This is a genomic window from Bacillus sp. AK031, assembly GCF_053903065.1.
Genome location: NZ_CP096424.1, coordinates 3,625,291 through 3,640,669, shown reverse-complemented (window position 1 = coordinate 3,640,669; position 15,379 = coordinate 3,625,291). Strand labels below are relative to the sequence as shown.

The window sequence follows — 15,379 nt, the reverse complement described above, 5'->3', positions numbered from 1 at the left end:
CACCCATTCAAGTGAACGGGTGCTTTCTTATTATTGTTTCGTCAATTCTTCTTCGAAAAAGAAGGTGTTAGGATATTCTTTCACAATGTAAGAATATCTTTTCATGTTTTTGACGTATTGTGATTTAAGGATTGTAACTGGTTCGTTCGATGTTTTTATGTTCACTTCTTCACCGATGGTATATAGACATTTTCCCATGTCCTCATCCTTTCTGGGTATTGATTATATTAGAGCCGTGGCTGATATATTGATCTGAATAAAGTGATGAGAAATAAAGAAGGCAAGCGGTCTGTGCTTGCCATAGTCTATTGTGTGGTGCATCAAAGAAGAATTATCCGCGTCTTCCGCCTCGGCCGCCGCGTTTTGTTTCTGTGTTGCGTTTTAGTGAGGCAAGATTTTCTTCGCTGGATTTAAGGAATTTAGCCATTTTATCTTCGAAAGATTCTTTTGGTTTGAAGTTTCCTTTTGAGCGGAAGTCTTTATTTGGCCTTCCGTCTCTTCCTTGGCGAGGAGGACGCTTAGTGTAAGAAGATCCTTCTGGTTTATCTACCGCTTTTTTGATTGACAAGGCAATTTTGCCCGCATTCTCACTAATTACCTTAACCTCAACTTCATCGCCTACTTTAAGATGGTCGTTGACATCCTTAACATAGCTGTCCGCCACCTCACTGATATGCACGAGACCGGTTGAGCCTTCGGGTAATTCCACGAATGCCCCGAAATTAGTGATACCAGTTACTTTACCTTTAACCTTGCTGCCTATTTCGATTGCCAAAAAAAGTTCCCCCTTAATAATTGTAACAACGCCTTATTATAACAAATATCTCACACAATATCTAATGGTGTTTCATGGCTGCCGTTTTAGCCGGTCTGCCATTAGGCACTTATAATGAACTGGCGTATAATGTTACATAATAGAATATGCAGTCAAATCAAATTTACGCATGTAATATACTATTGAAAAAGTGGCTTTGTTAGCTGATGATGTTGTTACTCAGGTTTAGGTGCTGAATTTTTATCTATTCACAAACTGCATTTAATTCTGATGCTGCTTCTGTTATTAGTAAATAGGTATTCTGGAACCTGGTTATAAAAGCAATCATGTATTTTTCTTTTTAGAAACTAAGGTTTCAGTGGGATATTGAAACAACGGTTGATTGGAGCGGAAATCATGCAGCTTCATCTAAATAGGTCTATAAAAACAACATCACTCTTTTAACAAGGTACAAAATAAAAACCAACACGAATGAGGTCTTTCATGGATACGACAAGTTTTACAGATTACCGATTAAGTGAAGAAATCGTCAGAGCCCTTGCAGGGATGGGATATGAAGCGCCAACTGAGGTGCAGAGAAAAGTAATACCTTCAGCTTTGGATAAAAGAGATATTGTTGTTCAATCTCAAACAGGCAGCGGAAAAACCGCTTCATTCGGGATACCGATTTGTGAACTGGCGGAATGGGAAGAGAACAAGCCGCAGGCCCTGATCCTTACTCCGACAAGGGAGCTGGCTGTACAGGTCAAAGATGACATTACCAATATTGGCAGGTTCAAACGAATTAAAGCAGCAGCCATTTATGGGAAATCGCCTTTTGAAAGACAGAAACTTGAACTCAAGCAAAAGACTCATGCAGTGGTGGGTACGCCTGGCAGGGTCCTGGATCACATTGAAAAAGGCAGCCTGCATTTAGACAAAGTAAAATATCTTGTGATTGACGAGGCAGATGAAATGCTTAACATGGGTTTCATTGAACAAGTCGAAGCGATAATAACGAAAGTGCCGGGTAACAGAGTGACATTTACGTTTTCGGCAACACTGCCTGAAGATGTTGAAAATCTCTGCCATAAATATATGAGCAATCCAATGAATATTACTATTGAAGCAAAAGGTCTTACCACCGAAAAAATTGAACACTCTGTCATGGTGGTGAGGGAAGAGGAGAAATTCTCACTCCTCTCAGATGTGACAACTGTGGAAAATCCAGACAGCTGTATCATCTTCTGCCGAACAAAAGATAAAGTAGACAACCTGTTTGAGCAGCTGGATAACCTTGAATATCCCATCGATAAGCTGCATGGGGGAATGATACAGGAAGACCGGTTTGCTGTCATGAACGAATTCAAAAGAGGGGAATTCCGGTATTTGGTCGCAACCGACGTTGCCGCTAGAGGAATTGATATTGATAATATCACCCATGTCATCAATTACGACCTTCCGATGGAAAAGGAAAGTTATGTGCATCGGACCGGGCGTACTGGGCGAGCGGGCAGAACAGGCAAAGCGATTACGTTTGTAACTCCTTATGAAGATCGATTTTTACAGGAAATAGAAGAATATATCGGTTTTACCATCACAAAGGTTAAACCGCCGTCGAAAGAGGAAGTAGAAAACGAACAGGCGGCATTTCAAAGGAAATTGGATGAGCTCCCTGATGTTAAAGAGGATAAAGCTGCCAGGTTGAACCAGGATATCATGAAGCTGTACTTTAATGGCGGTAAGAAAAAGAAGCTCCGCCCGGTGGATTTTGTCGGTACCATCGCCAAAATTGATGGTGTCACTGCAGACGATATCGGAATCATTTCCATACAGGATAACCTGACATATGTAGATATCCTTAATGGAAAAGGCCCGCTCGTCCTGAAAACAATGAAGAGCACAACCGTCAAAGGCAAACTGCTGAAGGTGCATGAGGCGAAAAAATAACCTCAAAACAAAAACCATCAACCTATAAAAGGCTGATGGTTTTTGTATAGTTATTATTTTTTAATAAGTCCGATTTCAACCAAACGCTCGTATAAGAAATCACCAGCTGTGATTGCAGGGTACTTCTCTGGATTGTCCTCAGAAACGCAAGAAGGAATGGTCTCCAGAAGCGCGCTGCTGTATGGGTGAACAAAGAAAGGCATAGAGAAACGAGAAGTGTTTTCGCCTTTTGGATTCACGACACGGTGAGTTGTAGCAGGAATCACTTCATTTGTAATTCTGGAAAGCATGTCTCCAGCATCGACGATGATTTGGCCTTTTTCTGCTTTTACATCCATCCATTCGCCATCGCGAGTCAGAAGCTGAAGCCCTGACGCAGTCGATTCAACCAAAAGGGTGATCAGGTTGATGTCTTCGTGTTCACCGGCACGGATTGCATTTGGATCCATGGAATCATCCAGTGCAGGGTAATGAATCGCACGAAGGATGCTGTTTCCGTCTTTGATCATGTCAGAGAAGAAGTCTGAACGCAGATCCATATCAAGAGCCAGTGCTTCCAGCATGTTGCGTGCCACTCGTTCAAGTTCACGGTAGAAGTTTACAGCATTTTTGCGTAAATCTTCTACTTCTACAGGCCAAAGGTTTTCAGGGTACTCCCCAGCCAACGGATGCCCGACAGGAAGTTCTTGTCCAACATGGAAGAACTCTTTTAAATCCCCGACTGTACGGTTTTTAGCATGCTCTTTACCGAAGCCCGTGTAACCGCGCGCTCCCCCAAGAACACTTTCATATTGTTTCTTTGTATCTGTATCCAGGTTGAAAAATTTGTGCCACATGTCATAGTTTTTTTCGATCAGGTTCGGGTCAACTCCGTGGCCTTCGAGAATGATGAATCCAGTCTCTTTCAAGCCAGCAACAAACTCTTCTGCAAATGTTTTACGCTGTTCAGAATTACCGTATGTGTAATCCTTTAAGTTCAATGTACGAATATGTACCATATTATCTTCCCCCTTGCTATGTAAGGGCTTTCAAAACCCCATTATTATTATACAGGTATATAACTAGGTGTAAAGACATTTTTAAGAAGAAGATCAGACGTCGGTCAACTTAGTTATTGATTACACGACTGCTGACTATTTTTGTGGGGATGATTTTAAAGTATAATAGAATTGGAAAGTTATAAATATTAAGAAAGATGTGAGGCTGAAATAGTAATAGAGGTGCAATCTGATTAATCTAAAAGAATTACTGCTCCTTTTCCAATGAACACTCGCTGATTTTTTTAGGAGTATAGATGTGTTACGGAAAACAGTGTTCAATACCTTAATGGTCTTTAAGCCAGTAATTAAATTCGATTTGGTTATTTATGTGATACAACCCAATATTCAGGGTAAACTGAAGCTGAATGTTTTATTGAGGAAAGGAGGAAGGCGATGGCTTATATTTTGTTAATACTGGGCTTTGCTCTTTTGATAAAAGGTGCTGACTTCTTTGTGGAAGGATCCTCAAAAATTGCCCAGGCGCTTCATGTCTCCCCTTTATTAATCGGTTTAACCATTGTCGCTTTCGGAACAAGTTCACCTGAGGCAACAGTAAGTATTGTGGCTGCATTAGAGGGCAGTGCCGGAGTAGCGGTGGGAAATGTTGTGGGAAGCAATATTTTCAACATAACGCTTGTTGTTGGATTGACAGCTCTTTTGAATCCATTAAAAGTTGAAAATGAAACAATACGGAAAGAAATACCGTTTACTTTATTGGCGAGTATCGCTTTATTGATATTAGTCAGTGATATCGGGCTGCAGTCGCTGAGCGAAAACATCATCACCAGAAGCGACGGCTTGATCCTATTGCTGTTCTTTGCTGTCTTTCTCTATTATATATTCGAAGTTGCCAGACACAGCAGGGACAAGGTGAAAGAGGTGCATTCTCCTTCGGAACCGGTTTCCTGGTGGAAAAACATACTACTGACCATTGGCGGGCTTGCTGCCATTATTTTCGGCGGCGACATCGTCGTTAACAATGCCACCGAAATTGCTCTGTCATTTGGCATGAGTGAAACATTGGCCGGCCTTACAATTGTAGCGGTAGGGACATCGCTTCCAGAACTCATTACTTCGATTACAGCAGCAATCAAAAAACAAAGTGATATTGCAATTGGAAATATTGTAGGAAGCAATATCTTCAATATCTTATTTGTCCTGGGAACAGCCTCGGTCATATCTCCTTTGCAGATTGACAGTAAAATTCTCATCGATGTTCTGCTTATGATCATTCTCACCGGGCTTCTGCTCATCTTCTCAAGGACAAATTTCAAAGTGGGGAAATTTGAAGGGATTTTCCTGGTCATTGCTTATATTGCGTATGCGGTATTTATTATCGTGCGTAACTGAGTGTGACAGGCACGCCTCGGAATATGTCGAATGAAAGTCAAAAGGCGCAACCCTTATGTTGGGTTACGCCTTTTCTTAATCGTCCCACTTTGCGCCTGAAATGTTAGCCTATTTCAGATCAATAAGGGATTATGCTTCAACAGTCTTGCCTCGATTATTCATTCATAAGACACTAGTATATCTTCATCATTATAAAATTTATGAATCAAATCTATTGTATTCCGCCTGCATTTCATTTATCATCTAAAAAGAGAACACAATATTATGTGTTCGTTTAATATTATTATAACTACATATTGTGTATGCCGATAAATAAGGTGTCTATATAGACTTAATAGGGAATCCGGTGAGAATCCGGAACTGTCCCCGCAACTGTAAGTGCTGACGAAATAAGTGACGGCCACTGTCTTCAAAAGAGACGGGAAGGACTTAAAGTAGAATGAAGCACAAGTCAGGAGACCTGCCATATTTATAGCGTGTTATCTTCTTCGGGAATTGGGAAGGTATAACGAGGGTAAATTGGTAGGCCTGCTATTTGTCTATTAGTATATCAACGTTTAAAACCCATCCTTTGTGATGGGTTTTTTTATTTCCCATTTCTCGCTTGTAAGCAGCCATACAAACGGAAAAGGAGCATTTACATGCAAACATTATCATCAGATGTATCAAGAACAATTGTAACCCGGCTGGTACTGCCGCCCAACACGAATCATATGGGTACCATATTTGGCGGCACGGTTTTGTCCTATATTGACGAGATCGCAGCGATTTCCGCAATGAAACACAGCAGGAAAGTTGTCGTCACAGCTTCGATTGATACCGTGAATTTTTTATCATCAGCGACAGTGGGTGATATTTTGACCCTGGAGGCATGTGTCATTTCCACAGGCAGGACCTCGATGGAAGTGTTTGTGAAAGTGGAGAGTGAAGATTTGGAAAAAGGGACCAGGACCCTTACCACCACTTCCATATTAACGATGGTGGCAAAGGATGAAAGTGGAATGCCATCCCCGGTTCCGGGAGTCAGTCCTCAATCAGAGGAAGAGGAGAGATTGTTGAAAACGGCCAAGGTGAGAAAGCAGCGCAGGCTGGAAATGAGATCCCATTAATCGATAATAAGGAGGAACAACCATGTCAGTAATAACAGAAACGCTTCATCAGAGGACAGTACGGCTACTGGAAAGTTTAAAACGTAACCATCAAATCATTTCATTCTGCGAATATGAGGAAAAAGTTTCTCAAACGCTCGCAGTAAAACAGGATTTGTCTATCGACCAGCTTGAGAACACGCTGATCCTGTCAGCAGTTGAAAGGATCAGCAGCAGTGAACCTGACTGGACGTTTGCAGCATCGGAAATCTATTTGCAAAAATTGTATCGCTTAAGTTCTTTCCAAAGAGGAGATCGTTCGTACGGATCGCTTTATCACTTAATCAACATACTGGAGAGAATGGGAATTTATGATGAACGGCTCCTGAAGAGTTACTCCAAAGAAGAAATTGATTATCTCGAAACCATCATCGATCCTGAAAGGGACAAGCTGTTTACTTACATAGGGATTGTGACGCTCGCTGAGAGGTATTTGGCCAAGTCGCACCGCGGGGAATTTATCGAACTTCCGCAGGAACGGTTCATGATCATCGCGATGACCCTGTTGGCAAATGAACCGAAAGAGAAGCGGCTGAAACTGATCCAGGAGTCTTACTGGGCGCTTTCCAACTTATACATGACAGTCGCGACCCCGACATTGGCGAACGCCGGGAAAAGTTACGGCCAGCTCTCAAGTTGTTTCATAGATACAGTGGAAGATGACTTACGCAATATCTATGACTCTAACACTGATGTCTCCACCCTGAGTAAAAATGGCGGGGGAATAGGTGTCTACTTAGGGAAAATCCGAAGCAGGGGCAGTGATATCAAAGGGTTTAAAGGAGTCAGTTCGGGCGTCATTCCCTGGATGAAACAGCTGAACAATACGGCAGTTTCGGTTGATCAGCTCGGACAGAGACAGGGTGCGATTGCCGTGTATCTTGATATTTGGCATCGGGATATCTTGGCATTCCTTGACTCGAAATTAAACAATGGGGATGAGCGCCAGCGTACCCACGACTTATTTACCGGAGTCTGCCTCCCTGATTTATTCATGGAGCAGGTTGAGAACAGGGGGGAATGGTATTTATTTGATCCGCATGAAGTAAGGAGGGTGATGGGCTTCTCGCTTGAAGATTACTATGACGAACAAGAAGGGGAAGGCTCGTTCAGGGAAAAATATTGGGCCTGTGTGTTCCATCCTGAATTGTCACATGAAACCATACCGGCCATTGAACTATTCAAATCCATTATGATTTCCCAGCTTGAAACGGGAACACCATACATGTTTTACCGTGATACCGTTAACAGGCTCAACCCCAACCAGCACAAAGGAATGATTTACTGCAGTAACTTGTGTACCGAAATCACCCAGAACATGAGTCCGACGGTGCTGGAAGAAGAAACGGTCGTTGACGGCAGGATCATCACCTATAAAAAGCCCGGTGATTATGTGGTTTGCAATCTATCATCCATTTCGTTAGCCAAGGCCGTGAAAGAAGGAGTACTGGAACGGGTCACGACCATTGCCGTAAGGATGCTTGACAATGTCATCGATATCAATGACATCCCGGTTTTGCAGGCACAGCTTACTAATGAAAAATACCGCGGAATCGGCCTCGGTACTTATGGGTGGCATCATCTGCTGGCCTTGGAAGGAATCAAGTGGGAAAGTGATGAGGCTGTGAACTACTGTGATGCACTCTATGAAGATATCGCCTACTATACGATAAAAGCGAGCTGCGATTTGGCAGAGGAAAAAGGGGCGTACCCTTATTTTGAAGGGTCCGAATGGTCGACAGGCCGTTATTTTTTAAAGAGAGAGTATAAGTCTGGCAGGTGGGTTGAGTTAAAGAAGGATGTTCAGCGCAAAGGTATGCGCAATGGCTGGCTGATGGCTGTCGCACCCAACTCATCGACGGCCCTTATTGCCGGATCGACAGCGAGCATCGATCCCCTATTCAGGCTTGAATATTCTGAGGAAAAAAAAGATTACAAGATTCCTGTCACAGCTCCAGGCCTCTCTCCGCATACAACCTGGTTTTACAAAACAGCTTATAATGTCGACCAGCACTGGAGTATAAAGCAGAATGCCAAACGGCAGCGGCATATCGATCAATCGATTTCGTTCAATCTTTATGTGCGAAATGATATCAAAGCGAAAGCGCTTCTGGATATTCATCTGGACGCCTGGAAGGCCGGATTAAAAACGACTTATTATGTCCGCTCTACTTCGAACGCCGAAGCCGAAGATTGCGAAAGCTGCCACAGCTAAGGAAAGGAAGGAACCACAATGACCATTTTGAAGAAGAGAAACCTTATAGATCCGGAGGCCCCGAATGCTTCTACAGGTATAGTGAACGGAAAGAGTTCAAATATATTAAATTGGGATGATGTCCGCTTCCCATGGGCCTATCCGAAGTATAAGAGGATGCTGGGGAATTTCTGGACACCGTTCGAAATCAATATGTCTAAGGATATCAAACAGTTTCCAGGGTTAAATCCACAAGAACAGGATACCTTCCTGAAAGTGATAGGCCTCCTTGCATTGCTGGACAGTATCCAGACAGATTATGCCGGAAAGGTTGCAGATTATCTGACCGATTCAAGCATGAATGCACTGATGATCATCCTGGCTCAGCAAGAGGTTGTCCATAACCATTCTTACAGTTACGTCCTGTCCAGCATCGTTCCGAAAAAAAAGCAGGATGAGGTTTTCGAATACTGGCGGACAGAACCTATATTGAGAAAAAGAAATGATTTCATCACAAACGGCTATAGCGGGTTCGTGGAAAACCCGAATGTCTCTAACCTGCTTCACTCCATTGTGTTCGATGTCATTCTCGAAGGCCTGTTCTTCTACTCCGGTTTTGCCTTCTTTTATAACCTGGCCCGTAATCAAAAAATGGTTGCCACGTCCACGATGATCAATTATATCAACAGGGATGAGCAGCTTCATGTCGGGCTGTTTGAGAAAATATTCAAAGAAATTCTGCGGGAAAACCCTGCATATGATACAGATGGACTGAGTGTGTTTGGAAAAGAAGCATTCAGGCAGGCGGCAGAGCTGGAGGTCGAATGGGCTGAGCAGATCATTGGAAATGACATGGAAGGGCTATTAATGTCCGATTTAGAAGCGTATATAAAATTCATGGCGAACAGAAGGGCGGAGCAGCTTGGATTCCAGGCGCCCTTTGAAGGATTCAAGTCAAATCCGTTACGATGGATTGTTGCTTATCAGGAGGTCGATCTCGGCAAGACGGATTTCTTTGAACAGAAATCGAGGCAATATACGAAGACCTCGGATGCCAATGGGTTTGATGAGTTGTAGAGGGAGGATGAGATAAAAAATGTGCCAGGCACAATGGAACCTGGCACCAAAAGCTGCTAATTAAAGAAAGGCGTAGTCCTCATTCAAGAGAGAATACGCCCTTCTTTAATTATTTCACCAGCTGCTTCACAAGCTCTTTGTTCCGCTTATTAAACACTTCGTTATGAGATGAAACCATTGCAAACGCTCCGGCCTCAGGCTGGATGTATTGTTTCGCTTTATTGACGGCATTGGCCGCATCCTGGAACGCTCCGGCAATCAGGTTCAATTTTCCTTCGTGTTTCACAATGTCCCCTGCGGCAAACAACCCTGGAATGGAGGATTCGCACATCGTCGTACCTTCAATATAGTATTCATCCATCATCCGGATATCGAGCTCACTGTCTTCAAGCAGTGAGGCATCCCGGTCAAAGCCATGGTTGATGACAACATCGTCGATGGCTAGCGTAGTGACTTCTTTTGTTTCATGGTTAGTCAAATGCACTCTGTCGATAGAATCTTCTCCAGTTTTGGCGATCAATTTGGAGATGGACGTATTCATCAGGCAGACAGCCGAACTATTCATTAGCTGGGTAACCTGGGCTTCATGTCCGTTAAGCTGGCCTTTTCGATAGGTCAGGTACACCTGCTTGGCAATTGGCACCAGTTCATTCGCCCAGTCGATTGCCGAGTTGCCGCCTCCGGAAATGATGACAGTGCGGTCCTTGAAATACTTAAGAGACTTAACAGTATAATGAAGGTTGGAAATTTCATATCTGTCTGCCCCTTCAATATCCAGCTTATGAGGTTTGAGGATTCCGCTGCCTACAGCCATGATGACCGTTTTTGAAAGGTGGACATTACCTGAAGCAGCTTTTAAAAGAAAGTGTCCGTCTTCATTCCGTGATACTGAAATGATTTTCTCATTAAGAACTACTTCCGGATTGAACGTCAATCCCTGCTCAACAAGCTGCTCGATAAGCTTTGCACCCGGTGTTGGAGTCAAACCGCCGACATCCCAGATCATTTTCTCAGGATACACATGAACTTTTCCGCCAAGCTCGGCCTGAAACTCAATGATTTTTGTCTTCATTTCCCTTAGGCCGCTGTAAAAAGCTGAGTACAATCCTGCCGGCCCTCCCCCGATGATGGTTACATCAAAGCATTCGATTTCCTTCATAGCTGACCACTCCTTGTTCCCCTAAGTATATTTATCTAAGAATCTTTCTCGAAAATACGTTGACAGTGTTATTAAATAGAATTGTTAGTATCATTGTAACCGAAATTGATAATCGTTATCAATGAAAATTTTAAAAACTGTATTTACAATATCCCGCCTTCATAAGGGTCACTTATATATTGACTGGGGTGAGAAACTGATTGTCAAGGTATGTCGATTGAGATTCCAGGTGAAAAATCAATCCCAATTGACGGAGGGCTGCTCATATTCGCCGCAACCATGCCGATTCTGACGCAATAACATGGACTAGCGACAGAAAAATTTGGAATAGAGAAACTAACTGTCTTTAAAGAGGTGCAAGCTACACATCGATTTGAAGAAAAGAAACTAACTGTCTTTAAAGGTGTCCTAGTGACAGATAGATTTGGAAAAGAGAATCTAACTGTCTTTAGAAGGGCTCAAGCGACAGTTAAAAGTGGAAAAGAGAAACTAACTGTCTTTAGAAGGGCTCAAGAGACAGTTAAAAATAGAAAAGAGAAACTAACTGTCTTTAGAAGGGTTCAAGAGACAGTTAAAAATGGAAAAGAGAATCTAACTGTCTTTAGAAGGGCTCAAGAGACAGTGAAAAATGAAAAAGAGAAACTAACTGTCTTTAGAAGGGCTCAAGAGACAGTTAAAAATGGAAAAGAGAAACTAACTGTCTTTAGAAGGGCTCAAGAGACAGTTAAAAATGGAAAAGAGAAACTAACTGTCTTTAGAAGGGCTCAAGAGACAGTTAAAAATAGAAAAGAGAAACTAACTGTCTTTAGAAGGGTTCAAGCGACAGTTAAAAATGGAAAAGAGAATCTAACTGTCTTTAGAAGGGTCCAAGCGACAGTTAAAAATGGAAAAGAGAAACTAACTGTCTTTAGAAGGGCTCAAGCGACAGTTAAAAATGGAAAAGAGAAACTAACTGTCTTTAGAAGGGTTCAAGAGACAGTTAAAAATGGAAAAGAGAATCTAACTGTCTTTAGAAGGACTCAAGCGACAGTTAAAAATGGAAAAGAGAAACTAACTGTCATTAGAGGGCTCCAAGCCACACATAGATTTGGATAATCCAAACTAAGTGTCTTTAAGAGTCTCCTAAGGACACTTAGATTTAGAAAAGCCAAACTAAAAGTCCTTAAGGCCACCACATAAAAAAAGCCCGATTCAAAAGAATCAGGCTCCTGTTTCAGCAGTATTCTCTTCTTCATCAAAATCAGGAGATACTGCCTTTCTCACAAATAGGGCAATAATAAACGCGATCACGCCAAGTGCCAGGGCAAACCAATAGGCATGGTGAACACCATAAGTCATTGCTTTATTGGCAATTTCCTCTGTCACTGATGCCTGCCCTTCCAGATAGCTTTCCTGGCCCTGCGTCATGATGCTGACAAATATAGATACACCCAGCGCTCCGGCAATCGGCTGAAGCGTGTTGGCGATTGCCGTTCCATGAGGATAAAGTTTCTTGGGCAATTCATTGAGAGCATTTGTCTGAGCCGGCATCATGATAGCCGAGATCGACAGCATCAGTACCATATAGACAAGAATGAATGACCAAATTGGGTAAGAAGGATTGATATTACTGAAAAAGATCATGACTCCGACGAGAGTAAAAGTCCCGGGGATAATGAGCTTACGCGGTCCGTATTTATCGAATAGGGCCCCCATTGTCGGCGACATCAGCCCGTTCAGCAAAGCACCTGGCAATAACAGCAATCCTGCAACTTTTGCGGAGTAGCCGAGCGGTCCTTGCAAGTACATCGGCATGACGATTTCCGATGCAAACATGGCCATGATCACGATTACAAACAAGATGATTCCTCTTGCATAGCTTTTATACTTGAATACACGGACATCGAGCAGTGGTTCATCAAGCTTCAGCTGACGCAATACGAATACAACAAGGCTGATCACACTGATGGCAAGGATAATGATGATCCTTGCAGAAGTGAAACCGGCTCCCTCTTCACCGGCGCTGCTGAAGCCGTACACAATTCCGCCGATCCCGACCGACGAAAGAAGGATGGAAAACACATCGACGCCGGGGCGTGTGACTTCCCCGACATTTTGCAGGTATTTTACCGCAAACAAAATCGAGAATACAGCAAATGGAATGACGGTGATGAAGAGCCATCTCCAGCCCAGAAGGTCAACGATGACACCAGACAATGTAGGGCCGATCGCCGGTGCGAACATAATGACAAGGCCGAAGGTTCCCATGATTTTTCCGCGGACTTCGGGCCGGTACAACAGAAGCAGGGCATTGAAAATAACAGGTATCAGCAAGCCTGTTCCCACAGCCTGAATCATCCGGCCGGTCAACAGCATTGGGAAATTCAGAGCGGACGCAGCAATAATCGTGCCCAGCAAGAATATCGACATGACACCGATGAACATCTGCCTGGTTGTAAACCACTGAATCAGCAGTGCAGAAATAGGCATCAACACGCCCATTACAAGCATAAAGCCGGTCGCCATCCATTGGACTGTAGGAGCGTCGACATTGAATACAAGCATTAACTCGGTAAGAGCGATGTTTAACAGGGTTTCATTCAAGATCGCGAAGAACGCTCCAATCATGAAGGTGATGAGTATAGCTTTTGAATTTATTTTTGTTTCCATAAGATCCTCCAGTTTTTTTATCAATACAACTATCTATAATCCTCCAATTAAAATGAAATCTCAAGCAATTGAGTTTAAAAATTTCAAATTACATTAAAACCCCAATAAACACTGGCCGTAAGTAAATTATCAAAGAAAAGTAAGAGAGGAACGATTAAATGGAATGGCATCGGTCTATTAACCATATTGATGAACTCTGGAATGCTATAACGGCAATCGTATTTTTCAGATCAAAAGCATTACATCATGACTTCCATCATCAAAAAGGTCTCTCTTGGAAGTATGCCCTGAATGTGGAAGAAAAAATAACTGCAAGCAGGAGGGACAGCAGTGTAAACAGTGTTGTTGTTCATTCTGACGAGCCTTCAGGCGAAGCAAATTTGGTGAATAGTAAGCATATTGATTGTTCTCAGATTATTTAAGGTCTACAATTATTACGGTAACCGAAACAGTTTCAGGCTGTTTCTATTTTTATGAATCGGGAACTAAATGGAAAAATGCTCAATGAAGTGAAAGTTGTCATTCCGCAATTCCCTTGGAGTCGCATAGAAGATTTTATTTTCAGCAAACTAATTGAGCAGGCTTTTGGAAAAGAGGGTAAGAAAATGGAGAAGTCTCAAACAAAGGAAGAACAAAATATAAAAATTGCTCCGATTGTGGCCATATTAATCTCCGGAGCTTTCGCTGCTATCTTAAATCAGACTCTGCTGGCAACAGCACTGCCACATATAATGAGAGATCTTGACTTGAGTGCCAATACAGCGCAGTGGCTGACGACGGTGTTCATGCTGGTAAATGGTGTAATGATTCCGATTACTGCATTCCTGATTGGACGTTACACGACAAGAAGATTGTTTTTGACAGCCATGGGCCTGTTTGCATTCGGGACCCTTATATGTGCGGTTGCGCCTAACTTTTTCTTTTTGATGATTGGAAGGATCGTACAGGCTTCGGGTGCCGGAATTATGATCCCATTGATGCAGACCGTGTTCTTTGTCATTTTTCCGGTTGAGAAAAGGGGTTCTGCCATGGGGCTGTTCGGCTTGGTGATTTCGTTTGCACCGGCTATTGGCCCTACACTTTCGGGGTATCTCGTTGATCAGTATCCTTGGCGTGTTCTGTTTTACATAGTGCTCCCTATAGCGATTATCGATTTTGTCATTGCTTATTTCGTCTTGAAAAATGTTACAGAACTTACGAATCCCAAGTTGGATGTATTATCAATCATCCTTTCAACCCTCGGGTTTGGCGGGATACTATATGGATTCAGTACGGCCGGAACAGCAGGCTGGGGCAGTCTTCAGGTTATCCTATCGCTGCTGCTGGGAGTGATAACTCTGTCTATCTTTATCAAAAGACAGTCCAACCTTGAGCAACCGATCCTTGAATTCAAGGTATTCAGGTATAAGATGTTTACTTTGGCAACCATCATCGGCATGATCATGTTCATTGCAATGATCGGCGGAGCGACAATCCTGCCGATTTATATGCAGAACATGCACAAGTTCTCTGCTTTTGAATCGGGTCTGATGCTTCTGCCCGGGGCTTTACTGATGGGAATCATGAATCCTGTCAGCGGCAGGATATTTGATAAGTTCGGCGCCAAGATGCTGGCGATAGTCGGACTGACGATCGTGACGATTTCTACGTTCTTCTTTACCAATCTGACGTCAGAAACATCCTTTACCTATATGGCCGTCGTGAATGCGGTGAGAATGTTCGGGGTGGCGCTGGTGATGATGCCTGTAACAACGGCCGGGCTCAATCAGCTGCCTTCAAGGCTCATTCCCCACGGAACAGCGATGAATAATACGATGAGACAGATATCTGGTTCAGTCGGAACTGCCCTGCTTGTCACCATCATGACGAACAGTGCACTGAACCCTGCTGAATATGGAATGGAAGGGTTGATTCACGGAGTCAATGTTTCCTTTATAGTTGCGGGAGTCGTTGCCGGAATCGGCATCATCCTTGCCTTTTTCCTGAGAAAGACGAGTCCTGAGGAGGAATAGATCTTCCCTGCGTGACAGGCACGACCCGGAATTTGTCGAATCAGAG

At 43.1% G+C, this 15,379-nt stretch carries 13 protein-coding genes and 1 riboswitch; of the genes, 8 read left to right on the top strand and 5 right to left on the bottom strand.

The window, feature by feature from the left end; all coding sequences use genetic code 11:
* Nucleotides 1–30: 30 nt before the first annotated feature.
* The gene (locus tag M1E09_RS18625; protein ID WP_456272314.1) at nt 31–198 is read right to left on the bottom strand and encodes a hypothetical protein; all 168 of its coding nucleotides are present in this window, start codon (nt 196–198) and stop codon (nt 31–33) included.
* A gap of 133 nt (nt 199–331) precedes the next feature.
* Nucleotides 332–775, bottom strand: a complete 444-nt coding sequence (locus tag M1E09_RS18620; RefSeq protein WP_456272313.1) for a S1 domain-containing RNA-binding protein — start codon at nt 773–775, stop codon at nt 332–334.
* Between the two features lie 483 nt (nt 776–1,258).
* Here M1E09_RS18620 and M1E09_RS18615 point away from each other — a divergent pair, with 483 nt between their 5' ends.
* Nucleotides 1,259–2,704, top strand: coding sequence for a DEAD/DEAH box helicase (locus tag M1E09_RS18615; protein WP_456272312.1), 1,446 nt, complete (start codon nt 1,259–1,261; stop codon nt 2,702–2,704).
* A 53-nt stretch (nt 2,705–2,757) separates the two neighbouring features.
* On the opposite strand, the gene M1E09_RS18610 is transcribed toward M1E09_RS18615, so the two are convergent.
* A complete protein-coding gene (locus M1E09_RS18610; protein ID WP_456272311.1) occupies nt 2,758–3,702 on the bottom strand; it encodes an isopenicillin N synthase family dioxygenase in 945 nt (314 codons plus the stop codon).
* Between the two features lie 435 nt (nt 3,703–4,137).
* Between M1E09_RS18610 and M1E09_RS18605 the strand changes: the two genes are divergently transcribed.
* The 4 genes from M1E09_RS18605 (at nt 4,138) to M1E09_RS18590 (ending at nt 9,513) form a co-directional block, all read left to right on the top strand.
* The gene (locus tag M1E09_RS18605) at nt 4,138–5,094 is read left to right on the top strand and encodes a calcium/sodium antiporter (protein ID WP_456272310.1); all 957 of its coding nucleotides are present in this window, start codon (nt 4,138–4,140) and stop codon (nt 5,092–5,094) included.
* A gap of 298 nt (nt 5,095–5,392) precedes the next feature.
* A riboswitch (cobalamin riboswitch) is annotated at nt 5,393–5,576 on the top strand.
* A 159-nt stretch (nt 5,577–5,735) separates the two neighbouring features.
* A complete protein-coding gene (locus tag M1E09_RS18600; RefSeq protein ID WP_456272309.1) occupies nt 5,736–6,203 on the top strand; it encodes an acyl-CoA thioesterase in 468 nt (155 codons plus the stop codon).
* 22 nt (nt 6,204–6,225) lie between these two features.
* On the top strand, nt 6,226–8,457 hold the full coding sequence (locus tag M1E09_RS18595; protein WP_456272308.1) for a ribonucleoside-diphosphate reductase subunit alpha: 2,232 nt from the start codon (nt 6,226–6,228) through the stop codon (nt 8,455–8,457).
* Nucleotides 8,458–8,475: 18 nt separating this feature from the next.
* Nucleotides 8,476–9,513 (top strand): ribonucleotide-diphosphate reductase subunit beta, encoded by a 1,038-nt coding sequence (locus M1E09_RS18590; protein WP_456272307.1) that lies wholly within the window; start codon nt 8,476–8,478, stop codon nt 9,511–9,513.
* Nucleotides 9,514–9,622: 109 nt separating this feature from the next.
* Here the strand turns inward: M1E09_RS18590 and M1E09_RS18585 are convergent, their stop codons facing one another.
* Entirely contained in the window at nt 9,623–10,672 is a 1,050-nt protein-coding gene (locus tag M1E09_RS18585; RefSeq protein WP_456272306.1) for an NAD(P)/FAD-dependent oxidoreductase, read from the bottom strand.
* 411 nt (nt 10,673–11,083) lie between these two features.
* Here M1E09_RS18585 and M1E09_RS18580 point away from each other — a divergent pair, with 411 nt between their 5' ends.
* Complete coding sequence (locus M1E09_RS18580) at nt 11,084–11,767, top strand: hypothetical protein (protein ID WP_456272305.1); 684 nt, start codon at nt 11,084–11,086, stop codon at nt 11,765–11,767.
* A 105-nt stretch (nt 11,768–11,872) separates the two neighbouring features.
* Here the strand turns inward: M1E09_RS18580 and M1E09_RS18575 are convergent, their stop codons facing one another.
* On the bottom strand, nt 11,873–13,321 hold the full coding sequence (locus tag M1E09_RS18575; protein ID WP_456272304.1) for an MDR family MFS transporter: 1,449 nt from the start codon (nt 13,319–13,321) through the stop codon (nt 11,873–11,875).
* A 158-nt stretch (nt 13,322–13,479) separates the two neighbouring features.
* Between M1E09_RS18575 and M1E09_RS18570 the strand changes: the two genes are divergently transcribed.
* The gene (locus M1E09_RS18570; RefSeq protein ID WP_456272303.1) at nt 13,480–13,743 is read left to right on the top strand and encodes a hypothetical protein; all 264 of its coding nucleotides are present in this window, start codon (nt 13,480–13,482) and stop codon (nt 13,741–13,743) included.
* Between the two features lie 183 nt (nt 13,744–13,926).
* The gene (locus M1E09_RS18565; protein ID WP_456275032.1) at nt 13,927–15,333 is read left to right on the top strand and encodes a DHA2 family efflux MFS transporter permease subunit; all 1,407 of its coding nucleotides are present in this window, start codon (nt 13,927–13,929) and stop codon (nt 15,331–15,333) included.
* Nucleotides 15,334–15,379 lie beyond the last annotated feature (46 nt).